Origin of the sequence: Ureibacillus sp. GCM10028918 (assembly GCF_042666115.1) — a bacterium.
GTDB lineage: Bacteria > Bacillota > Bacilli > Bacillales_A > Planococcaceae > Ureibacillus.
Genome location: NZ_JBHTFK010000005.1, coordinates 981,798 through 1,005,985 on the forward strand (window position 1 = coordinate 981,798; position 24,188 = coordinate 1,005,985).

Annotated in this window: 20 protein-coding genes, 1 riboswitch and 1 other annotated feature; of the genes, 10 read left to right on the plus strand and 10 right to left on the minus strand. The window is 38.1% G+C overall.

The annotated features are described in order from the left end of the window. Positions 1 to 4 precede the first annotated feature (4 nt). The 3 genes from bshB2 (at position 5) to ilvA (ending at position 3,719) form a co-directional block, all read left to right on the plus strand. Positions 5 to 682, plus strand: a complete 678-nt coding sequence (bshB2, locus tag ACFQU5_RS07800) for a bacillithiol biosynthesis deacetylase BshB2 (RefSeq protein WP_390286420.1) — start codon at positions 5 to 7, stop codon at positions 680 to 682. 254 nt (positions 683 to 936) lie between these two features. Beyond that, positions 937 to 2,289: a YjiH family protein gene (locus tag ACFQU5_RS07805; protein WP_390286422.1), complete on the plus strand. Its 1,353-nt coding sequence runs from the start codon at positions 937 to 939 to the stop codon at positions 2,287 to 2,289. 167 nt (positions 2,290 to 2,456) lie between these two features. Continuing rightward, complete coding sequence (ilvA, locus tag ACFQU5_RS07810; RefSeq protein ID WP_390286424.1) at positions 2,457 to 3,719, plus strand: threonine ammonia-lyase IlvA; 1,263 nt, start codon at positions 2,457 to 2,459, stop codon at positions 3,717 to 3,719. An 823-nt stretch (positions 3,720 to 4,542) separates the two neighbouring features. Here ilvA and ACFQU5_RS07815 read toward each other — a convergent pair. The 4 genes from ACFQU5_RS07815 to ACFQU5_RS07830 form a co-directional block, all read right to left on the minus strand. Further along, positions 4,543 to 5,502, minus strand: coding sequence for a nuclease-related domain-containing protein (locus tag ACFQU5_RS07815; protein ID WP_390286426.1), 960 nt, complete (start codon positions 5,500 to 5,502; stop codon positions 4,543 to 4,545). Between the two features lie 266 nt (positions 5,503 to 5,768). Continuing rightward, positions 5,769 to 6,566, minus strand: a complete 798-nt coding sequence (locus ACFQU5_RS07820) for an ABC transporter ATP-binding protein (RefSeq protein WP_390286428.1) — start codon at positions 6,564 to 6,566, stop codon at positions 5,769 to 5,771. Further along, positions 6,559 to 7,593 carry an ABC transporter permease gene (locus ACFQU5_RS07825; protein ID WP_390286430.1) on the minus strand — a complete coding sequence of 345 codons (1,035 nt, stop codon included), beginning with the start codon at positions 7,591 to 7,593 and terminating at the stop codon, positions 6,559 to 6,561. Before ACFQU5_RS07825 ends, ACFQU5_RS07820 begins: the two co-directional genes overlap by 8 nt. 29 nt (positions 7,594 to 7,622) lie before the next feature. After that, the gene (locus tag ACFQU5_RS07830; RefSeq protein ID WP_390286432.1) at positions 7,623 to 8,630 is read right to left on the minus strand and encodes an ABC transporter substrate-binding protein; all 1,008 of its coding nucleotides are present in this window, start codon (positions 8,628 to 8,630) and stop codon (positions 7,623 to 7,625) included. Between the two features lie 371 nt (positions 8,631 to 9,001). Beyond that, positions 9,002 to 9,046: riboswitch (PreQ1 riboswitch) on the plus strand. Between the two features lie 6 nt (positions 9,047 to 9,052). Here ACFQU5_RS07830 and ACFQU5_RS07835 point away from each other — a divergent pair. The 6 genes from ACFQU5_RS07835 to trpA all read left to right on the plus strand — a co-directional run bounded on the left by ACFQU5_RS07835 (position 9,053) and on the right by trpA (position 14,595). After that, positions 9,053 to 9,535: a QueT transporter family protein gene (locus tag ACFQU5_RS07835; protein ID WP_390286434.1), complete on the plus strand. Its 483-nt coding sequence runs from the start codon at positions 9,053 to 9,055 to the stop codon at positions 9,533 to 9,535. Positions 9,536 to 9,772: 237 nt separating this feature from the next. Then, positions 9,773 to 10,025, plus strand: a binding site (T-box leader). Between the two features lie 80 nt (positions 10,026 to 10,105). Then, the gene (gene trpD, locus ACFQU5_RS07840) at positions 10,106 to 11,143 is read left to right on the plus strand and encodes an anthranilate phosphoribosyltransferase (RefSeq protein ID WP_390286436.1); all 1,038 of its coding nucleotides are present in this window, start codon (positions 10,106 to 10,108) and stop codon (positions 11,141 to 11,143) included. Continuing rightward, complete coding sequence (trpC, locus tag ACFQU5_RS07845; protein ID WP_390286438.1) at positions 11,140 to 11,937, plus strand: indole-3-glycerol phosphate synthase TrpC; 798 nt, start codon at positions 11,140 to 11,142, stop codon at positions 11,935 to 11,937. Before trpD ends, trpC begins: the two co-directional genes overlap by 4 nt. 2 nt (positions 11,938 to 11,939) lie before the next feature. Further along, a complete protein-coding gene (locus ACFQU5_RS07850) occupies positions 11,940 to 12,566 on the plus strand; it encodes a phosphoribosylanthranilate isomerase (protein WP_390286440.1) in 627 nt (208 codons plus the stop codon). 65 nt (positions 12,567 to 12,631) lie between these two features. Continuing rightward, positions 12,632 to 13,816, plus strand: a complete 1,185-nt coding sequence (gene trpB / locus ACFQU5_RS07855) for a tryptophan synthase subunit beta (protein WP_390286560.1) — start codon at positions 12,632 to 12,634, stop codon at positions 13,814 to 13,816. Then, the gene (gene trpA, locus ACFQU5_RS07860) at positions 13,813 to 14,595 is read left to right on the plus strand and encodes a tryptophan synthase subunit alpha (RefSeq protein WP_390286442.1); all 783 of its coding nucleotides are present in this window, start codon (positions 13,813 to 13,815) and stop codon (positions 14,593 to 14,595) included. Before trpB ends, trpA begins: the two co-directional genes overlap by 4 nt. A gap of 44 nt (positions 14,596 to 14,639) precedes the next feature. Here the strand turns inward: trpA and ACFQU5_RS07865 are convergent, their stop codons facing one another. The 5 genes from ACFQU5_RS07865 to ACFQU5_RS07885 form a co-directional block, all read right to left on the minus strand. Next, positions 14,640 to 15,092, minus strand: coding sequence for a VOC family protein (locus tag ACFQU5_RS07865; RefSeq protein WP_390286444.1), 453 nt, complete (start codon positions 15,090 to 15,092; stop codon positions 14,640 to 14,642). Between the two features lie 113 nt (positions 15,093 to 15,205). After that, complete coding sequence (locus ACFQU5_RS07870) at positions 15,206 to 16,159, minus strand: L-threonine 3-dehydrogenase (RefSeq protein ID WP_390286446.1); 954 nt, start codon at positions 16,157 to 16,159, stop codon at positions 15,206 to 15,208. 488 nt (positions 16,160 to 16,647) lie between these two features. Then, complete coding sequence (locus tag ACFQU5_RS07875) at positions 16,648 to 17,214, minus strand: MBL fold metallo-hydrolase (protein WP_390286448.1); 567 nt, start codon at positions 17,212 to 17,214, stop codon at positions 16,648 to 16,650. 267 nt (positions 17,215 to 17,481) lie between these two features. Continuing rightward, positions 17,482 to 17,949 (minus strand): KGG domain-containing protein, encoded by a 468-nt coding sequence (locus ACFQU5_RS07880; RefSeq protein WP_390286450.1) that lies wholly within the window; start codon positions 17,947 to 17,949, stop codon positions 17,482 to 17,484. Between the two features lie 255 nt (positions 17,950 to 18,204). Further along, positions 18,205 to 21,252 carry an ATP-binding protein gene (locus ACFQU5_RS07885; RefSeq protein WP_390286452.1) on the minus strand — a complete coding sequence of 1,016 codons (3,048 nt, stop codon included), beginning with the start codon at positions 21,250 to 21,252 and terminating at the stop codon, positions 18,205 to 18,207. Between the two features lie 95 nt (positions 21,253 to 21,347). On the opposite strand from ACFQU5_RS07885, the gene ACFQU5_RS07890 reads away from it, so the two are divergent. Continuing rightward, complete coding sequence (locus tag ACFQU5_RS07890) at positions 21,348 to 22,475, plus strand: response regulator (protein ID WP_390286454.1); 1,128 nt, start codon at positions 21,348 to 21,350, stop codon at positions 22,473 to 22,475. Between the two features lie 49 nt (positions 22,476 to 22,524). Here ACFQU5_RS07890 and ACFQU5_RS07895 read toward each other — a convergent pair whose 3' ends face one another. Next, complete coding sequence (locus ACFQU5_RS07895) at positions 22,525 to 24,084, minus strand: methyl-accepting chemotaxis protein (RefSeq protein ID WP_390286456.1); 1,560 nt, start codon at positions 24,082 to 24,084, stop codon at positions 22,525 to 22,527. Positions 24,085 to 24,188 lie beyond the last annotated feature (104 nt).

The following is a 24,188-nucleotide window of genomic DNA, read 5'->3' on the forward strand; positions in this document are numbered from 1 at the left end:
TTACATGTCATTACAACCGCAACGTCAAATATTAGTAGTCTTTCCTCATCCAGACGATGAAGCTTTCTCATCTGCCGGAACAATTAGACTCTATAGAAATATGGGTGTCCCCGTTACATACGCATGCCTGACTTTAGGTGAAATGGGACGAAATCTCGGAAATCCTCCTTTTGCAACACGTGAATCCTTGCCTGAAATTCGTCGAGAAGAATTAAAAGCAGCTTGTGAAGTGATGGGAATTGAAGATCTACGAATGATGGGATTACGCGATAAAACCGTGGAGTTCGAAGATGATGAAAAGATGGTCAACCTTGTTAAAGGCTTAATCGATGAATTAAATCCTTCACTTATCATCACTTTCCTACCTGGTTATTCTGTACACCCTGACCATGAAGCAACAGCACGAGCAGTATTTGAAACAGTTCGTCGTATGCCAAAAGAAGATCGCCCAACGATTTATGCTGTAGGATTTGCCAACAACACAATCGCTGACAAGGGTGAACCAACTATTCAAATCGACGTAAGCAGTGTGAAGCTGGATAAAGTAAAGGCACTACAGGCTCACGCTTCCCAAACTGCATGGATGATTGAAGAAAATTCAAAACGTACTGATGAAGGCCAACCAATGAGTGATAGCTGGTTGCATTACGAACGATTCTACATGGTTAATTTAGAAGATTAATGTTTATAACTAAGGAGCAGGTATTAATTACCTGCTCCTTTTTCATTCACATTAAATGATAAATATACAATTATTCTAGTGACAAAAACAGCATGAAAGTAAATTGGCCTACCTTTAATTTACATATTATTCATTTTTCATGCATTTATAAATTTCTGAATAGTACTACTTTTATCCAACATATTTACACGTGTATATAAACGCTATATAGTGTATAAATATTCAATACCAAACTTATAAACGAGGTAAACAACATGACAAAAAAATTCACTTCATATACATGGCTTTTATTTATCTTTTTGTCTTTGATTGGGATTTTCTTATTTATTACTCCAATCAATACTGCAGACGGTTTAAAAGTACCGATTGCGATATTGGCTAATACACTTTCTGCTAATGTCGCAAGCTTTGTTCACTGGTTTGCTTACATCATCTTCATCATTGCTGCGATGGGTGCCCTAATTATAAAATTCATACCAGAAACTGAAGAAAAAACTTTATTAGATTCTTTATTCCGTGTCAACTGGTTCTGGACAATAATGCGTGTCCTAGCTGTAATTTTTGCAACTATGTATTTATTCCAAGTAGGCCCCGAAAGCTTTACAAGTGATAATACTGCCGGATTATTAATCACTCCAGACGGCGGTTTAGTAACAATGATGTTCTCGTTGTTCTTATTTGCTGGTTTACTCTTACCTTTATTAACTGACTTTGGTTTACTGGAATTTTTCGGTTCTATGATGGTTAAAATAATGCGACCACTATTTAAAATTCCTGGGCGTTCAGCAATTGACTGTTTAGCTTCTTTTGTAGGCGACGGAACAATTGGCGTGCTGCTAACAAGTAGACAATATGAAGAAGGGAACTATACTGCTCGCGAAGCCGCGACTATTGCCACGACATTCTCGGTTGTTTCGATTACCTTCTGTTTCGTAGTACTTGATACAATCGGTTTAAACAACTATTTCTTACAATTTTATGGCTCGGTAATTTTAGTGTCCGTTATCTTGGCGTTCATCATGCCACGTATTTTCCCATTACGCGGCAAGCCTGATACAAATTTTGATGGGTCCATTTCAAACGAACATATTGAAGATGTTCCAGAAGGATTCAACTCATTTTCATTTGGTCTAAACAACGCTTTGACTAAAGCAGAAAGCAATAAAAATCTAGGAAAAGTTATCGGTTCTGGTTTAAAAAACGTACTAGAAATGTGGTTTGCAATTACACCTGTAATTATGGCGTTCGGTACAATTGCTCTTGTTCTTGCTGAATACACAGGCTTCTTTAAAATTTTAGGGTTGCCATTTGAGCCAATACTAGCCCTACTGCAAATTCCATTTGCTGATGAAGCTGCTCAAACCATGATCGTTGGTTTTGCCGATATGTTATTACCTTCAGTTTTAGGGGCAGGTATTGATTCCGAGTTAACTCGTTTCTTTATCGCTACAGTGTCAGTGACGCAATTAATATACATGTCGGAAGTTGGTGGATTAATTTTAGGAACAAAACTACCACTTAAAATTTGGGATCTATTCTTGATTTTCTTAATCCGTACACTAATCTCAATACCGATTGTCGCAATTCTTGCACATTTATTCTTTTAATAAATTTGGACTGGCTGATGCCGGTCCTTTTTGTTTGGATTCTTATTTACAATGTTGGCAAGATTCTACTTGAAGCAGAATCTTTTGAATAAAAAAATAATTCGTAAAAAAATGTTGGTTTTTATGATAGAATGAGTCAATGGATTGAAAACGGAGGTAACGAAACGATGGAAGTTGTGAATTCAAATAGTATCGCTGTGGAAAATGTGTTAATTGCCCATCAACATTTAAAAGATGTTGTGTTACATACCCCACTTCAAAAAAATGAGTATTTATCAGAAAAATACAAAGCCAATGTCTATATAAAACGTGAAGATTTGCAACACGTTCGTTCGTTTAAGTTACGTGGTGCATTCTATAAAATCAAGAAAATTGAAGAATCAGCGCGTAAAAGCGGCGTGGTTTGTGCAAGTGCAGGAAACCACGCGCAAGGTGTTGCATTTGCCTGTGCACATCTAAATATTAAAGGTGCGATCTTTATGCCTTTAACGACGCCAAAGCAAAAAATTGACCAAGTTCGAATGTTTGGACGTAACAATATTGAAATTATTTTAGAAGGCGATACATTTGATGATTCCGCTAAAGCCGCCAAGGACTATAGCGATGAGCATGATATGATTTTCATCCATCCTTTTGACGATCTAGATATTATTGCTGGGCAAGGAACTGTGGCAGTTGAGGTATTACACGATATCGAGGAGCCTTTGGATTACATTTTCGCGGGCATTGGTGGTGGCGGCTTAATGGCCGGCATTTCCTCTTATATAAAAAACATATCACCTCACAGTAAAGTAATCGGCGTCGAGCCAACTGGCGCCGCCAGCATGAAAGCGGCATTTGATAATGGCGGTCCAACATCTCTTGCTAAAATCGATAAATTCTGTGACGGCACAGCTGTTCAATGCGTTGGTACGAAAACATACGAGATCTGCAGTAAATATCTAGACGATATCGTGCTGGTTCCAGAAGGTAAAGTAAGTACAACCATTTTAGATTTATATAACAAACATGCAATTGTAGCAGAGCCTTCGGGGGCACTTCCTGTTTCAGCACTAGATTTCTATGCTAAAGAAATTGAGGGAAAATCCGTTGTTGTGGTCATCACTGGCGGAAACAATGATATCAGCCGCATGCAAGAAATTAGAGAGAAATCTTTATTGTATGAAGGACTACTCTATTACTTTATCGTCAACTTCCCTCAACGTGCTGGTGCGCTGCGTCAATTCTTAACAGTGGTTCTTGGGCCAAACGACGACATTACGACCTTCGAATATACGAAGAAAAACAATAAAGAAAGCGGCCCTGCCCTCGTCGGCATCGAAGTCAGCCACCCAGAAGACTATCATGGCCTCATCAACCGCATGCGCTTTAACGGCTTCGAATTTACAGAAGTCAATAAAGACAGCCAACTGTTTGGATTGCTGGTTTAATAGGTTGGGAGAACACTCGAAATGGATTCGAGTGTTTTTTTTGTTGGATGGTGTTACTTTAGGAGCGATTCCCTATTTTACGTGCGAGTTTCATCACTTTACGTGCGGGTTCGCTTTGTTTATGTGCGACTTCTGTTACTTTACGTGCGCTTCCCTATTTCTCGTGCGAGTTTCACCACTTTACGTGCGAGTTCGCTTTGTTTATGTGCGACTTTTATTACTTTACGTGCGATTCCCTATTTTACGTGCGGGTTCGCTCTGTTTATGTGCGACTTCTATTACTTTACGTGCGACTTCGCTTTGTTTACGTGCGACTTTCACCACTTTACGCTCGAGTTCGCTTTATTTATGTGCGACTTTTTTTATTTTACGTGCGATTCCCTATTTCACGTGCGACTTTCACTACTTTACGTACGAGTTCGCTTTGTTTATGTGCGACTTTTATTACTTTACGTGCGCTTCCCTATTTTACGTGCGAGTTTCACCACTTTACGTATGGGTTCGCTCTGTTTATGTGCGACTTTTATTACTTTACGTGCGACTTCGCTTTGTTTATGTGCGACTTTTGTTACTTTACGTGCGCTTCCCTATTTTACGTGCGAGTTTCATCACTTTACGTGCGGCTTCGCTTTGTTTATGTGCGAGTTTCATCACTTTACGTGCGCTTCCCTATTTACGTGCGACTTTCACCACTTTACGTGCGGGTTCGCTCTGATTATGTGCGATTTCTGTTACTTTACGTGAGCTTTCCTATTTTACATGCGACTTTCACCACTTTACGTGCAACTTATCCAACTTACTCGCTCTACCCCTATGCCTAAAGCTATTCAAAAGACTCAGGAATTCTATATTTCCTATCCCTATAAGTACCTTGATATTCTAATTTTAATTCTTTTAATAAACGATTTATCGAATATCTTGATTCAACCCCCAAAAACTCCCTCAACTCTCGGTTCGTAATCCACTCGCTTATTAGATAACGATAATCTGATAGTGCTTCAAGATAAGCATCTTTGCTTTTGATACCACATCTTACGCATTTAAAGCTCCCATATTCAAACACCATGATACTTTTATAGTCGCAATTTCTACATAAAACTCCTTTACGGAGCTTGCTCGGGTTTACTTTCGACTTCCATTCATCTCGTTGATGGATGCTCATTAGCTCCATTTTAAATGTATCGAGTTGATTAGGAGTTATTCCTCGCTCTCGATGTTTATTGATTAATTTATCTAGCTCTGTTTGCAAGCCGCTTGCGTGGAAAATGGAAATTCCTTTTGGTATCGATCCAATGATTGTGTATTCGCTAACGATGATTATCGAAACTTCAGTTGGTAGATCAATTTTTAAATCTCGTAGCTTTCTAGAAATAAATTGAGCGTGGCGTTTAATTTGATTTACAGGATTTCTAAAGGATTCTATTAATCCTTCTTGGTTAGTCCGAATGAGTTGATGCTTCGATTCATCGATATCCAGTCTGCCACCGATGTTTTTTATTTCGATTAGCCAAATGAAATGTGGGGTTAGTAGGATTGTGTCGATTTGGTGAGTGTAACCTGCATGGTTGATAGCTTCAAAGCTATGAAAGAGGACATATGGGGTGGGAATATTTAATTCCATCCACATCCGATCAACGGATACTTCGCCATCATATCCTTTCTTTTGTGCCACATACATGTCCTTATAAAAATTAAACTCACTCAAATCATGATCAGGCAATCTTCGCAGCAACGCCTCTAGACCTAGTAGCTTCCAAGATTTTTGTCTTTTCAGAATCTCCATTCGCCCACCTCCCTACAAACCATTTTATGGATGAACTATTGATCTAGCAATGTCACGAAAATTCCACCCATATCCAAACACAAAATTTCCCCATAAAAAAAGAGAAGAAACTTCGATTTTCACGAAGATTCTTCTCTGAAAAATTTATTTTCAACTTCTTCCTTTTACGAAGGTAAGCTCACCCAGTTTCAACTTTCACAAGCTTCACGCCTACGTAAAATTCTAACTGATGTCCGTTCTGCAAAGAAGCTCCACACATGTACAAGCTAGCTTCCCAACAACGCGCGGTCTGAGTTCATTTTTTCGCCACGGATTTTTTCGAACTCTGACATTAAATCTGGGATTGTTAGTGCTGGTTTTTTCTCATCATCAATCGATAGAATGATTTGCCCTTTATCCATCATGATTAAACGGTTCCCAAGATCAATCGCCTGTTGCATGTTATGCGTAACCATTAAGGTTGTTAAGTTCCCCTCTTCGACCAGTTGCTTTGTCAATCGAGTGATTAATTCGGCACGGGATGGGTCAAGGGCCGCTGTATGTTCATCCAAAAGCAAGATTGACGGCTTTGTAAATGTTGCCATTAATAGTGATAACGCTTGTCGTTCCCCACCGGAAAGCATACCAACCTTTGCATTAAAGCGGTTTTCAAGACCTAGCCCTAATTTCTCTAGTGAAGACTTAAAGAAATCGCGACGGCTACGGCTTACTCCTCTTCTAAAAGACCGTTTCGCGTTACGCGAATACGCAATGGCCAAATTCTCCTCAATCGTCATTGATGGTGCAGTACCTGCCATCGGATCTTGGAACACGCGACCGATGTACTGAGAACGTTTAAATTCCGGTAATTTTGTTACCTCTTTCCCCTCAATGGTTACGGCACCAAAGTCAGGTGTTAAGGCACCAGAAATCATATTCATCATTGTCGATTTTCCAGCACCATTGCTTCCGATTATAGTCACAAAATCACCGGGTGCTAAATGTAGATTAATATTATCTAATGCGATTTTTTCATCAGGAGTACCTTCATTAAAAATTTTGTTGATGCCCTCTAATTTAAGCAAGGTGATTCCCTCCCTGCATCAATTCTCTTTGCTGATCTAGCCGCTCAATCCGCCTTTTTTCTTTTCGTTTTTTCTCGCGGCGCTTATCTACCATTTGTGGAATGACTAATGCCAAAATAACGATTATCGCGGTAATTAACTTCATATCTGAAGTATCTAACCAGTCGATACGTAATGCAACCGCGTAAATGATTCGGTAAATAATGGCCCCCGCAACGACTGCTAGTGTCGTACGGAAAATCGTCTTCGTTCCAAAGATGGCCTCCCCGATAATTACCGATGCAAGACCGATTACAATCATCCCAATTCCCATATTTGCATCGGCAAATTTTGAGTATTGTGCGATTAAAGCTCCAGAAAATGCAACCAAGGCATTTGAAAGACCCAGCCCTAATACAATTAAGCCATCCGTGTTTGCTGAGAAACTTCGAATCATTCGCTTGTTATCACCTGTTGCACGAATCGCCAGCCCCACTTCCGTTTTTAAGAACCAATCTGCAATAAACTTGATGATGAGTGTAATGATTAACACTACTAAAATGGTACCCCAAGTAGATGGAGCGGTTTGAATGCCTAACGTATTCTTAATAAAATTTGTTAGAGCTGCATCAACCCCTAAATTACTCCAAAAACTTTGAAACTGTGAAAAAATTGTATCAGCATTCATCAGTGGAATATTTGGTTTCACAATTGCATTTTCTGCAGATAATCCCATAATGCGAAGATTGATAGAATACAACGCAATCATCATTAAAATCCCTGAAAGTAATGGATTTATCTTTCCTTTTGTGTGTAATAGACCTGTCATACATCCTGCAATAAATCCAGCAACAATTGCCATTAATGTAGCTAGTATCGGGTGGTAGCCCAGTGCAATCATCATTGCTGCAGTAGCTGCCCCGGTTACAAAGCTTCCATCAACCGTTAAATCCGGAAAATCTAACACTCGGAATGTTAGATACACTCCGAGTGCCATAATTGCATAGATGATTCCTTGCTCAACTGAACCGAACATCGCTGTAAACATATTGAATCATCTCCTAACCAACTTCTAGTTTATTCGTATACTTCTGCGTTCCAGGATTCACTGATTTCAAGACCTAATGTATCAGCAGCACCTTTATTAATAAGTAATTTTAGGTTTGCAGGATATGCAGATGGAATTTCAGAAGGAGTAGCTTCTCCATTTAAAATTTTCACTGCCATTTCACCAGCTTCGTAGCCGATATCATAATATTCAAACCCGTAAGCACCTAATCCGCCACGTTCAACTGAATCCAGCTCCCCTACCATTAAAGGCAGCTGGTTAGCGCTTGCTACTTCAATTACTGATTCCAGCGCCGATACAACCGTGTTATCCGTGATGATATAAAGTGAATCTACTTTACCAATCAATGATTCTGTGGCTTGTTTTACTTCTGCTGATGTAGAAACAGATGCTTCCACTAACTCAAGACCAGCTTCTTCCAATAAACCTTTAACTTGTTCAATCTGAGCAACAGAGTTTTGCTCACCGGTGTTATATACTGTCCCTACTTTTTTCGCGCCCAATTCATCCTTTAAAAATGCTACAGTATTTGCAATTGTATCTGGGTGCAAATCAACAGTACCAGTAACATTTCCACCTGGTGCTTCCATAGAGTCAATTAGCTCTGCACCTACTGCATCTGTAACTGATGTGAATAAAATTGGAATATCTGATGTTGCCCCTTTAACTGCTTGTGCTGATGGAGTTGAATTAGCAAAAATTAAATCAACACCTTCATTCACTAAGTTTTGGGCAATAGTTGTGTTCATACTTTGATCGTTTTGAGCATTTTCTTCAACAAATTCTACATCTAAACCAGCCTCTTCCAGTGCCGCTTTAAACCCTTCAGTTGCCGCATCTAATGATGGATGCTCCACGATTTGCGTAATTCCTACTTTAAATGATTTTGCTTCTTCTGTTGTCCCAGTACTAGTATCTTCTGTAGAGTCCGTAGATGTTTCACTACCACCACAAGCAGCTAATAAAAGTACCAGTCCAAATAGTAAGAATGAAAGCTTTTTCGTACTATTTCGCATGTTTTTTCCCCCTAATTTTCATCTCTCTAATACACGACTTATATTGAATAGGTATTCTAATCTATTTTACTATTCAAAAAATTCGAGTTTGTCGATTATATTACATTGAACCTATTTAATAGTCAATAACATTTAGAATGTTCTGATATTAACAACTCCAGAATATCTCTTCCAATAAAATAATTTGTTGATTTAAATCGCTAAAGTACTCATTTTATCATCAAAATTAACTATATTAATAAAATATAAAATCTGTGACAATTTTTCGACACTTATCGTATCGTGTAATATTTACTCTTTTACACTACAGCTATTTTTAATAATAATTTGACATACACAATAAATTATAATAATATAATTCTCTGTGCTCTTTTCACGTGGTTCGAGAACCTCCCACGCAAAAAAACTAAGGAGAAATGAAAATGAAGATAAAATTTTTGGCAACGACAGGGATTATTGCAGCTCTTTACATCGCTGTTACCATGTTAGTTGCACCATTTGGATTTACGGAAATTCAATTCCGTGTATCTGAGATGTTTAATCATCTAGTAGCGTTTAACCCTCGCTATATGATAGGAATTGTTATTGGTGTATTTATTTCCAATCTTTTCTCTCCACTAGGCGTTTACGATTTAGTGTTTGGGGTTGGCCACTCAATTATTACACTTGCAATCTTTATTTTAATTTGTAAGTTTGTAAAAAATACATTACTGCGTTTGATCATCAACACGTTCTTATTCACTTGTACGATGTTCATTATCGCATTTGAACTAAACCTGGCCCTGGAACTGCCATTCTTATGGACATGGGTTACTTGTGCTATCGGTGAATTCGTCGTATTAGCAATTGGTGTGCCGATCATGCATCTACTAAATAAACGATTAAACTTCAAAGATTTAATTTAATACTTAAACCGAGAACAAGGTACCTATTTTAGGAACATTTCCTATTATAATGGGGTATTTTTGAATTCTCGGTTTTTTTATTTCTTAAAACAGTAGCAAATGGATTTGTCAGAAAACATTGACAAAAAGAAAGATTACCTCTACAATTCTACTTAACTAATTGTTCGGATACGGTAGCAGGCTGTGGGAGCACAGCCACCGTTTGAGCAAAGCAGAGTTTAGATGAGAATAGCAGAGACTAAATTGATGAATAAGAAGAGTAGCGGTTTTTGATCGTTTTAGAGAGCTAGTGGTTGGTGTAAACTAGTGCGAACAAGATCGTGAATGGGCCTTATGAGAGCAGCTAGCATTTGTTAGTTGACGTATTTCCTACGTTACAAGGAAGTGTTTTCACTTTTAGGAGGTTACTTCTTCAACGTGAAAACACGCCAAGGTGGAAGTATGCAAGTACTTCAACAGAGGTGGCAACGCGGTATCTATCGTCCTCTACAAAAGGAATTTCCTTTTGTAGAGGGTTTTTTTATTGTCTAATCTAACCTGCTAATTCCAATTTTAGGAGGATGAAAACCAATGACAATCCACTCTTTCACAATCAAGGTAAAGGAAAATGCTAATTTATCCTACGAAGAAATGCTTGGAGCCGCTGAATTAATTTTCAATGAGGATACACCGAAGGAAGCCATAGCCGAGCTTTTAATCGCCCTAAGCAATAAAGGTGAAACGACAGAAGAAATTGCCGCTCTTGCAACGGTCATGAAATCCTATGCACTTCCATTAAACCTATCAGATGGCAGCTATCTTGATAATTGCGGGACGGGGGGCGACGGTTTACAAAGCTTCAATATCAGTACTACGTCTGCTTTTGTGTTAGCTGCCAATGGCGTTTCGGTCGTCAAGCATGGTAACCGTAAAATCTCGAGTGCTTCGGGAAGTTCGGATGTTTTACAAGCTTTAGGAATTCATACCGATTTCACAATCGAGGATTCAGTTGATTTATTAAATAAAACAGGCATTACTTTCCTGCATGCTCCAAACGTACACCCGAAATTAAAACGCATTGGTGAAGTTCGTCGTTCCATTGGAAAACCAACTATTTTTAATATGGTGGGCCCGTTAACTAATCCAGCTAATTTAACAACACAACTTGTCGGGATTAACCGTCCTGAATTTGTTCGCAATTATGCAGAAGTGCTTCGTATTTTGGGTCGCAAACGAGCAGTTGTTGTTTCCGGAACCCAAGGAATGGATGAAGCTTCACTTGATCAGGATAATACGTTTACCCTGCTCGAAAACGATGAAATTAAATCTTTCTCTGTTGATATTAAAGCACTAGGTTTAACCCCTGCCCCTGTCTCTGCATTACGCGGCGGTGTACCTGAGGAGAACGCCATTATTTTAAGAGATTTACTGAATGGTAAACAAAGTGCCTATTATGATGCGGTTTTACTAAACTCCGGGCTTGCTTTGTTTGCTAATGGCAAGGTGACCTCCGTTGTAGACGGTGTTGAATTAGCACGTGACAGTATTTTATCCGGAAGAGCTTTAGCAAAGTTAGAGGCTGTAGTGGATTATAGTCAAAACATTTTAAAGGAGCGTGCAGTACGATGACCATCTTACAAACGATATTGGATTATAAAGCCACACTCATTCCTTCTCTTCTTGCAAACGAACCAACATTTGAGGTGGAGCGAAAGTCCCGGCTTTCCTTATATGACACACTCCGAAAAGCCGATACACTTCAAGTGATCTCGGAAATGAAACGTGCCTCCCCTTCAAAGGGACTTATCAATGAAGGGGCAAACCCTATAGAACAAGCGAGGAAATATGAGCAGGCAGGTGCAGCATGCATCTCGGTTTTAACTGAAGATAAATTTTTCAAAGGATCCTTTCAGGACTTAGCTGACATTGCAAATAGCGTGGATATTGCGATTTTGAATAAGGATTTTATCGTTCATGAAGTACAAATCGACTACGCCAAGGCTGCCGGTGCTTCAGTGATTTTATTAATTGTTGCCGCGTTAACGGATGAAAAGTTAAAAGCTTTTTATACGTATGCCAGTGTATTAGGACTTGATGTTTTAGTTGAAGTTCACAACGAAGAAGAATTGGACCGTGCCTTAGCCATCCACCCTAAAATCATCGGTGTGAACAATCGTAATTTAAAAACCTTTGACTTAGACCTTGTTCAAACTGAAAAATTAGCGGATATTATATTGGCTCACGAAGATATCGTCTTTATCAGTGAAAGTGGAATTTGGGATGCTGCGGATGCAGATAGAGTAGCAAAAGCAGGTGCCCGTGGTGTTTTAGTTGGCGAATCTTTAATGGTAAGCGGAAATGTAAAGCAAGCTCTATCGGCACTGCAAGTACCCCTTCCCTCCCTTGTAAAGGACGTGAAGTAAAGATGGTGAAGGTAAAAATTTGTGGGCTTAAGGAAGAGGAACACGTTCAAGCTGCCATTGATGCTGGAGCGACTTGGATTGGATTTATGTTCGCTCCAAGTAAACGTCGAGTTTCTGTTGAACGTGCAAGAGATCTTGCCAAGCTAGTTCCCTCTCACGTAAAAAAGGTAGGCGTTTTCGTGAATCCAACAGCGCAAGAAGTGCAGGAGGCTGTTGAGACTGTCGGGTTAGATTTCGTTCAGTATCATGGAACCGAGAACCCTACTTTTATCACCCATTTAGGCTACCCATCCATTAAGGCTGTTTCTATTCGGGGTTATGAAGATGTGGAAAAAGCCAGCGACTATGATGTGGATTATTACCTATTCGATGCACCGGGCACAGACTATGCTGGTGGAAGTGGCCATGTATTTGATTGGTCATTACTGGACCAACTCTCTATTCCAAGGAATCGCGTAATTTTAGCCGGCGGACTTAATAGAGAAAATGTCACTCGTGCAATCAGCCAAGTGGAGCCATTTGGAGTAGATGTTTCAAGTGGTGTTGAAAAGAATGGCGTAAAGGATAGTGACTTAATAAAACAATTTATAGAAGCAGCAACTAGCGCAAGCATTCAACAACAAGTGTAATGAAATAAACAATGATATTACGACCCGCTTTTAAAGTAGTCGATAAGGAGTGAAATAGGATGACAATGGAAGCTAAAGGACGTTTCGGTCGTTTCGGTGGACAATTTGTTCCCGAGACATTAATGACCGCTCTTCAAGAACTAGACGAAGCCTATGATAAAGTGAAAAATGATGACACTTTTCAGGGAGAACTTCGCTATTACTTAAAAAACTATGTTGGTCGGGAAACCCCACTTTATTATGCAGAACGTCTAACACAAGAATGTGGTGGAGCAAAGATCTATTTAAAACGCGAAGACCTTAACCATACAGGTGCCCATAAAATTAATAACGCCCTCGGGCAGGCACTACTTGCAAAACGGATGGGCAAGAAAAAAATTGTTGCGGAGACTGGTGCTGGGCAACACGGTGTTGCTACTGCGACAGCCTGCGCCCTTCTGAACCTAGAATGTATCGTTTATATGGGGGCCGAGGATGTTAAACGCCAAGCATTAAATGTTTTCCGCATGGAGCTTCTTGGTACAAAAGTGGTGGCGGTTGATAAAGGTTCGGCAACATTGAAGGACGCCGTTAATGAAGCATTACGTCACTGGGTAACCAATATTGAGGATACGCACTACATTTTAGGCTCGGCAATGGGACCACACCCATTTCCTACAATTGTTCGAGATTTCCAGCGTGTTATTGGTGATGAAACACGTGCTCAAATTCTAGAAGTGGAAAACCGTCTACCAGATGCTGTAGTGGCTTGCATCGGTGGGGGCAGTAACTCAATCGGTATGTTTTATCCATTTGTTGAAGACAAGGACGTAGCATTATACGGTGTAGAAGCTGCGGGTAAAGGCATTGAGACTGGCAAACATGCCGCAGCTATTTATGGCGGTCAAACTGGCGTACTGCATGGTGCCTTTATGTATCTTTTACAGGATGAAAATGGCTTTGTTCAAGAAGCCCATTCGATTTCAGCTGGTCTTGATTATCCAGGCGTAGGACCGGAACATTGCCATCTTCATGACATTGGCCGCGCAACATACGGTAACGTGACAGATGAAGAAGCACTTGAAGGCCTGAAATTATTATGCCGTACTGAAGGCATTCTTCCTGCTCTAGAAAGTGCCCATGCTGTTTACTTTGCTTCACAGCTAGCAAAAACAATGTCTCCAGATGACATTTTAGTTATTTGTTTATCCGGCCGCGGAGATAAAGACGTGCACACAATTTCTGAAGCACTTGGAGGGGATTTACGATGAGTCAGTTAAAAGAAGCTATTTTATCTGTTACCTCTCGAGGCGATAAAGCATTTATTCCCTATATTATGGCTGGTGACGGGGGCTTGGAGAAATTAAAGCCTACTATTCTAAAGCTTCAAGAGCTTGGTATTACCGCGATTGAAGTGGGTATTCCATTTACTGATCCGGTCGCAGATGGTCCAACCATTGAAAGAGCTGGTGAACGCGCTTTAGCCAACGGTACCACTTTACGTAAAGTAATTGAAACCTTGACTAGCTTTGCAGATGACATCACCGTGCCACTTGTTGCGATGACCTATTTAAATCCAATACTTGCCTACGGAGTAGAGCAGTTTGCTGCTGAAGCAAGCCGGGCGGGTATTCGAGGATTAATTATTCCAGACATGCCTTTAGAGGAAAGCGAAATTGTCCGTCCTGCTCTTAGAGAAGCGGAAATTTCTCTTGTACAACTGGTTTCTTTAACGAGTTCACCTGAGAGGATGGAACGGTTAACAAAAGCAAGCGAGGGCTTTATCTACGCAGTCACTGTTAATGGCATTACAGGTGCTCGTTCTAGCTTTGCTAATGAATTGGAAGAACACTTCAAAAACATTCAAACCTATACTGACACCCCTGTGCTAGCAGGTTTCGGCATTTCAACCCCGAATCATGTGAAAGACTTTGGCACATTTTGCAGCGGCGTTATCGTTGGGAGTAAAATTGTTGATAGCCTGGCAACTGATGATTGGACAACGATTGAAAGATTAGTTGGGGCTTCGAAAGTGGCTACCGTGAAGTAATTTAGTAAGGCATCACTTACACTAGAGGTGATGCCTTTATTCTTTTATTTTACTTTCCATTCTTCCAAAGTCATCATTTTAAATTCTTCATTCACATCAAGACGAAGTGCACAAATCAATTCAATTGAGTTTCCATCTGGATCTGCAAAATAAATGGCTCCATGTGCATGTGGGTTATTTGGTAGTACAAGCGGTTGTCTTTCTTCCGTAAATCCAAAGGAGGTACGAACAGGTATGTTTAATTCCTTCAACCATTCCTTTGCATGCTCTAGACCCTCTATATCAACCCTAAATGCTAAATGACGAGTAGATGGGTGATATGGTAGATGAACTTCATTACTTTCCCATAAACCCAACCAGCTCTCTCCTTTTACAATCCAAATGAATGCTAATTTTTCTTGTTGATACGCTAATTCCAACCCTAACTTTTTATAAAACTCGATTGAAACATTTAAGTTACTTACTGGTAAATGGGCTTCATAAATTCCTTTAATCATATCTTCAGCTCCCTACTTTGATTATACTCCTAAAGGAATTTTTTGGATTCGTCCTTAAGTCCAATATTAAAAGCACAACCTCCTTATTAAGGAAATTGTGCTTTCTACTGGCTCTATGAAATTGCTCTGTGCTCTAATTTTGTTTTTAATTTTTCCAGCATATCAACCGTCATTTTCTCTAGGTCATAGTCTGCTTTAAAGCCCCATTCTTCCATAGCTGCTGAAGAGTCAATGGAATTAGGCCAGCTGTCTGCAATGGCTTGGCGAGCAGGATCTACTTTGTAATCCATTTTAAAGGATGGAATATGCTTTTTAATTTCGGCCGCGATTCCCGAAGGCTCAAAGCTCATTGCAGAAATATTAAAGGCATTACGATGCTTCAGCTTCGAACCATCTGCCTCCATTAAATTAACAATTGCTTGTAGTGCATCTGGCATATACATCATGTCCATATAAGTACCCTCTGCAATATAGGATGTGTAGCGCCCTTGCTCTACAGCCTTATAATATATATCTACCGCATAATCAGTTGTCCCACCACCAGGAGGGGTTGCATATGAAATTAACCCCGGGAATCGAACGCCCCGTGTATCAACACCGAAACGAGTGAAATAGTAATCACATAATAGCTCTCCCGCTACTTTGTTAACACCATACATCGTAGTTGGACGTTGCAGCGTATCCTGAGGTGTGTTGTCCTTAGGTGTCGATGGACCAAATGCCCCGATTGAGCTTGGTGTGAAAAATTGCAAATCTAACTCGCGTGATACTTCAAGAGCGTTCATTAACCCACCCATATTTAAATTCCATGCAAATTGGGGATTCTTTTCGGCAGTTGCTGAAAGTAAAGCAGCCATATGAATCATCGTATCTGCACCAAAGTTTTTGGATAGTTCATACATTTTCTTCGCGTCTGTTACATCTAATAACTCAAACGGTCCGCAAATGTCCTCCGGCTTACGAATATCTGTAGCTAATACATTTTCCTTACCATATATATCACGTAATTTCACAATTAGTTCTGAACCAATCTGTCCTAAAGCACCCGTGACAATTATTTTTTTCATGTTTGCACCCTCCCTTGATGTTAAAAAAGCTTTCACTCTTCATTTTCAAATTCCAGAACTCTCTATACAAACAAATGTACACTCTAAAAATACAACAGAATATTGATATATCAACGTTTATAGCGATTTTCATTATACTTCGTTTTTTTATAAAAGACAATATGAATTTTTGGTCTTTTCTATTTACTATTCTTTTCTATCATATGCAGGCAATTTAAATTGGGTATTTTACACGAGCTTCCTTCCGGTATTAGAGCGCAGAAAACTCTTTATGTAGTGTGTATACCCTCAATTTCCATAGAAGCGAACGTTAAACTTTTTTATCCTAATGAATAAATAAAAAGCATCTCCACTCGTTAAGTCGCGTACCTAACAATGCAGAGATGCATTCATTTCTCTTTATTTTTTAAATTTCCCTTTAAAATTGTTTCATTCTTGCAAAAAAGGGAATGGGGGAAACAGCGCATAGTTTATTGCTATTAGAAAGCTTAAACCAACTGCAGACTTTTTTCCTTAATTTGTTTATAGATGGATAAATCTTCTTCATACAGACTATTATATGTAGCCAAACCTTGATTTTTAATCAGTTCGAATGTTATCTCATCAACCATGCCAGCTCTTTCATTTAATCGTTTTGCATTATGCCAGGCAGTTTCTTCAAAGGTGATATTCATTTCATGTTCTTCTATTATGATGGATAAGAGATGCTCATTTGTATAAAGCTCTATATCAGAATTGTTCTCTTTCAATTCTATTATTTCGATTGTTCGATCGAGCGATTGTTGTAATGCCTCCCGATCCATGGCATGACCAAGCTCATGCATTGTTAACGTTTTTACATATTGCTCAAGTGGAATAGCTGCTTCTATTTCCTTCCATGCTTCTACTAAACGGAATGCATCAAATCCCACACGATTACTTATAAAATTATATGTCATATTAATCCCCGACTCATCCTGCTTCACTTCATTTTCCATTCCTACAGCCTGAATCGTTGAAGTAATTAACTGATAAAGATATTCGTCATTGTAGTAAACTTGCATATTGTTTGTCATTTCCCCTTTAATGTCGGATTTCAAAATCAATCATTGCAAAAAACATCAAGCGAGATTTAATATATCTTAATCTGGGGAAAGGTTCAAGCAACCTAATTAGCAAATAATTGAAATTAATGTTCGTTTTCCCTTTATTTCGAGGGAATTTTTTACTCTTGAACAATAGAAAAAGGATATTCGAAGCTTAGATAAGCTTCAAATACCCTTTTTCGCTTCTAGTATTTACGATGGTTTAGGTAATAGTGAGATTACTAGTTTAATAAGAGACTATTTATCATTTTTTTTACGGCTGCGGCTGTTTTTACTGGCCTCGCCGCCTTTTCGGCCTGCTTCTTCACGGCTCATTTTGCTGTCATCGTCTTTGTTATTACGGTTGTTGCTATTATTGTCGCTGTTAGTATTGTTGTTATTTTGAGTGGCTTCTCCACCTTTACGGCCGATTTCTTCATAGAATTCCTCGCCGTGGTTTTCTGCTGTAGCCTCTCCACCCTTACGGCCAATTTCCTGATAGAATTCTTTGCCGTGACTTTCAGCAGTGGCTTCTCCACCTTTACGGCCGATTTCTTCATAGAACTCTCTACCGTGGTTTTCTGCTGTAGCTTCTCCGCCTTTTCGACCAATTTCTTCATAAAATTCTCGATCATGATTTTTGGAGGTAGCTTCTCCACCCAAGCGTCCCGCTTCTTGAACAGTCATTTTTCCATTCTTGTCGTTATTATTGCGTTTGTTAGCCATTTGTAATTCCTCCTAATTTTTTTTTGCTTATTGCGATAAGCTTATTGGATATATTCCCAGGAGTTTTATGACTAAACATTATTCAACAATTTTCTTCTTAAATTCTGCTAATATTACAAGAAAAAACTTAATAATAGAGAGTTTATCGTGGATTATTACAATATTGTTGCGATATCGTTTCAAAATCCATCTAAGACGCAAAGTATTTCAAGCTTAACAACATAAGATTTTTGTCGACCAATAACATGTACATATTTATTGTTTATCACGCACTATCATCACGATTCTCGTTCCTTCCCCTGGCGTACTATACAATTCAAACTTCGAATTATGCATCAACATGATTTTTTTAAATGGATTTTGAAAACCAAGTCTTTGGTTTTGCCCTTTAAGAAGTTGCTGCTGCTGTTCATTTGACATTCCAACCCCGTTGTCCTCTACAACAATTTGGACATACTCCCCCACTCGTTGGATTGAAATAATAATTTTCGCATCATTCTTATTAACTAACCCATGGTGAATGGCATTCTCGACTAAAGGCTGCAAGGTCATCGATGGTATTTTAATAGCGACGGATTCATCAATATCCAGTTCCACGCGTAATTCCTTAAACCTCAGCTGTTCAATTGCTAAATACGCCTCTACAAGTTCCATTTCTTCTTCAATACTTACGATGCTTAGCTGTTTTTGAAAGTCTAGTTTTGCACGGAAGTAAACCGATAGATATTCAAGTGCTTCCCTAGATTTTGCCGCATCTTCGTAACTTAATCCAATAATCGAATTTAATGTGTTATATAGGAAGTGAGGTGTAATTTGCGCATAATAATACATTAACTCTTGTTTAACAGACCACTCTACTGCTTCTTTCATGGCAAGCAAAGACTGGATTTGCGATATAAATTCCTCTTTCATAATTGGTTTTCGGATGATAGCATTAATACCTTTTTTAAATAGCATCCCTACATCATCCAACCGATCTGTTCGAGATAGGAGAATAATTGGTAATTCAGTAATCTGGAAAAGCTTGCGAATTTCTTCTGTTAAAACCAATATAAAGTTTTTAGGCATATGAACATCAATAATAATTAAATCCACACGCTTGGTTGATATAAGATCCTGCACACCTTCTCTTCCATTATAGGCGCACACATTATAGCCATTTCCCACTAACAAATCTGTCATTTTCAATAAATCATTCTTATCATGGTCAATGATAAGAATCGTTTCTTCTTTTTTGCCCTCTACAAGTAAAGGGAACTCCATATCAGCTTTGACAACACTCTCTTGCACTAAATCAGTTGCAGCAGCGGTCTGTCCCATAGCATCCTTTGCAACAAAATATCCTTCATAAATCGGAAGACTTATTGTGACAGTAGTCCCTTTTCCAATTTGCGATTCTATACTAATATTGCCATTCATTAATTTTATATATTGCTGGGCAATACTCAGGCCAACACCAAGCCCGTCCTTTTGATTTTGAGGAACATTCGGAATTTGATAAAAAGTGTCAAAGACCTTTTGCAATCTATGTTTTTCTATACCGATACCAGTATCTTTTATCGTTATATCTACAAATTTTCCATTTTCATATGCATTGACACTGATTTCTCCTGCTTCTGTATATTTAACGGCATTATGCAAAATGTTGGTGAGTGCTTGTTTTAAACGCTTTTCATCAGTCATTATTATAGGTAAGTCCAATGGGATATTGTTCTTAATTTTAACCTTGTCTGTTTCTTTGACAAAAAATGAAACTTCATAGATTAACTCATTGAGCATATGTAATGAAATCGGGGTCATTGCAAATTGCATTTGCCCTTTTACTTTTGAAGCATGAAGGAAATCATCAATTATTCTTCTTAGTTTATTTACACCTGCACTCATTGAAATGACTGCTTCTTGCTGTTTAGCCTTTAACGGCCCTACTTTGCCGTCCATCAGCACTTTTGACGAATCCAAAAGTTCAGATAACGGCTTATTCATTTCTTGTGAAATCTTCACTATTAGTTCATCTTTTATTTCATTTTGCAAAAGTAATTCTTGCGTCAATCGATTGACCTGCTTATTCGCTTTTTCGTTTCGATAACTGATAAAAAAAGCGATTGAAATCATTAATACTAATTGAGCGATTATCGGCCAGTGCCTCATATCAACTTCAAATAACAGTTCTAGACCGAGCGACGCTGCGTAACAAATAAAAGCTGTTACCGAAACAAGCAAAATGATTGTGTCATTTTTTTTCCGTATTATTGCCTTCACGATTATAAATACCGTTAACAGTAAGGCACTACCCATTGTGATAATCGGTATGATTTGAACCACTACAGGTGGAAAGTCTTTATAAATCCATTTTACAATGGGATTTTCTATACTATAAATAACTGCAGCTAGGCAAACCATTCCAGTGATAATCCACATTACATGCTTTTTAACGCTATCTTTATATACTTGAAAGAAAAATAATGTTAAAAAAATAACAGCTAGATGAAGTGAAAGATATTGCCATTGCCAAAGCAGTCTATTTCCCATTTCTGGTGCATAGATTAAAATTAGTTTTTCATTTTGGGTAGCTGTTGAAATTCCCTGTGCAAAACAGTACAACGCAAAATATAAATCCGCTGCCGCTCTTTTCCTAATGATGTTAATCAGCAAGAAAATCAGCCCAATTAAAAATGAACCAGCTATAATCACACCATCGAATAGGATTGTACGCCCTGTGTAAATGCTAATATCCTCTGCACTTCCGAATACAATCGGCCTCACAATTCCCCCATTCGATTTATATCGATGTGCCACTTGAATAACGATTTCGATTTCACCATTAGAGCTTTTTCCGAATGTATTAAATTTCTTTTCGAAAAAACTATACTCTGATAGTTGTGTTGTCGGATTTCCCATTCCACCAACTTCAATCCCATTCATAAAAACTTTATTTGCATGGCGAATAGATTTTATTCGAATTCCGTAGTTCCCATCAATTGGTACTTTTACAACAACACGATACGTTCCTACTTCTACTTCATTTTTGGAATTAACTTGGCTTTCCCAACTACCTGGAACATGGATCAAAGTTGGAGATGACGATGTTTTTGCTATTTGAGTGGGGGTCAGTAATTCATCCGCGTAAAATTCCCATTGTCCATTTAACTTTATCGTTTTTTCTACTGTTCCATCTGTTAAATCGACTACACCTTTTTTTACATTCTTATTTGATGGGTCTATCGAGAATAAACCTATACAAAAAACTGTAATTGTAATCGCGATCATACAGATGGAAATTATAATTGTCCACTTTGTTTTCAACTGATTTGTCCTGCCTTTTTAAGTGTAAAAATAGTATTTTGTATTTCTACTTGTGTATAATAATAGCAAAATGTAATATTTTGGTGGTGAATAATTTGATTAAGGCCATACTAATTGATGATGAACATTTAGCCCTAACAACTTTACAAAAGAAACTTGCTGAATTCTCAAATATCCAAGTTGTTCACTCTTATCTAGGAACAGAATTCAAACTCCATGATTTACACCATTTAGACGTGGACGTTATTTTTTTAGATATGGAAATGGGTGAATTAACCGGTCTTGATTTAGCAGATTCGATTCAATTGACTTTCCCCAACATTCACATCGTATTTGTAACAGCGCATGCAGAATATGCTGTACAAGCATTCGAAGTAAATTCATTGGATTATCTACTTAAACCGGTTACTTCTGCACGGCTAAAAAAAACACTGAGCCGTCTTATGAAGGTGATTGAACAAACAAAAGGATATGCCGCTATTCATTTAAAAAATACCGAAACCCCTTTTGCAATTAAATGTTTTAAAGAATTCCAGTGTATTCATAACAACTTGCCCATTGCTTTTAAGACAACGAAAACGAAAGAACTATTTGCTTATTTTGTTATTCATCAAGATATTCCTATTCATCGGGACGTATTGATCGAAGCTTTATGGCCAGATCATGATTACAAAAAGTCAAAAATCAACTTACATACATGCTTGTCTCATTTACGCAAACTACTAAATAACTATGGCTACTCTGACCGCATTTCGTTAGTTAATCATAGTTACATATTTTCTTTAAACACAATGTCGTGTGATGTGCACCAATTTCAACAGTTATTAAAATCGATTGAAAAAATCGATGAATCTACCATTCAATTTGTCCATGAATGCATTGAATTGTATAAAGGACCTCTATTTGAGCTCAACCACTACGACTGGGCAAATTCTATCGCCGCACGAATTTCGAGCGCTTATTTGCAAGTACTTGAAAAAACGGTTCAATACTTTGCTGCTATTGATAACAGTAAAATGCTGTATTACCTACAGTTGCAGCTTCCTTTATTTCCTTATGATGATGAAAAGGTGGCAAAATGTATGTCTCTTCTCACTGAAAAAGGTTATCGAAACGAAGCAGTTAAACTATATATCGATTTCAAAAATCGGTTAGAAAAAGATTTAAACGTTGCCCCCTCATCTGAACTTGATGAGTTATACCACCGCATCGTGTTTGTTTAAAAAGTGTTGTTTCTGCAACACTTTATTCAACCTTTTATACCAACCTACTTTACTTTTCTATTACATTATCTTCTCTTTGATATATTGCATAAATATGATCTACCATATCATTCAATTCATTAACTAGTTTTCTTAATGACAGTGAGCCATGATTTAAAGCATCTAAAGAAGAAGATTGACTCTCAGTAGCTGCCAAAATGCTTTCTACCCCACTAAATGTGGCATACGTTATTTGTGATGCTTCATCAATTAAATAATTGCTCCTCTTTGAATTACCAAACAAGGCCTCTGAAGCGTTAGTCACATCGTTAATTTGTTTGCCTACCTCATTTGTTGAATTTGAAATTGCCTCAAACACTTTTTGAGTTTCCTTAATCTGTTCCAAGCCTTTTTTTACTTCTAATAAGCTAATACCCATCGTCTCGGATATATGGATGATTTCTTCTTGAATGGAGTGGATAACTGCCTGTATTTCAACGGCTGACTTATTCGATTGCTGTGCAAGTTTACGCACTTCCTTTGCCACAACAGCAAATCCATTTCCTTGTTCCCCTGCTCTTGCTGCCTCGATGGAAGCATTAAGAGCCAATAAACTTGTTTGGTCGGCAATAGATGCAATAGTGCCAACAAAATCTCCAATCGCTTTCGAATTTTGCTCAAGATTTTCAATCATATTGTTTCCTTTGTTGACTGTCTCGGTAATATTACGCATCTGATTGAACATCTTTTGAATCTTTTCCATACCGATTTTGACTTGATTTTCCGTATCTCTAGCATTTGCATTTACTCTATTCGTATTTTCCTTTATCTGTTCTATTTCCGTCTTTACAGAATGTATAGCGTCAACCCCCAGCTTCAACTTAGTCGTTTGTTCTTCCGCCCCTACCGAAATTGTTTGGATGGAGGATGCAATTTCCTGACTTGTTATTGTTAGCCTTTCTGAGCCAGATGTGAGTTCATTTACATAATCAAGCACAAATTTACTTGAATTGTTTAAGCGATTCAAGACCTCATTTATTGTACTTTGCTGCATTTTGACTTTTTCTTTATATTCCTTCGTTTTCTTCTGTTTTGAATAGGTTAATAAAATCGTCGCACCGCTTGTTAAGACTAAGTAAATGATATGGATTAGCAATAATGGAAAATGGTAATCTGTTGTTCCACAAAGTAATTCAGGAAACAAAAAGTACCCCATAACATGGTGAAGCATAAAAATAATCGTACTAGTTAGTATTAATTTTATTCTATTGTAGAAAGCAATCATGGCTATTACCATGAAAATAGAAAAGTGATATTCTACTAAACCATCTCCACCCGCAATAATAGCAATGCTACCAAAAGTCATCGTCATTATTATGATCCACGGCAACCATTCTGAAACGCTATTAATTCTATATATTAATAAACATATTATAAATAGTAGGATAGGAGTTAATAGCAACAGACCTTGTAAGAAAATCAGTTCTCCAGTTAAAACTCCCATTCCTTTAATGACCAAATATGAATCGAAAATATGTAAATACCTATGTACAAAATGTGTACCTACTGACAAAAACACTGTTAATCCAGCTAATAATATCATCAGACCATTCTTATTAAGATTTTTCATTTTTCATTTGTTCCCCACTTTTCAAAACTTATTTTTTCTTTAAACATTGTTTTATATTTTGACTTAAACCGAGTAGAAAGGAGGTAACCAACCTCCTTATTAAG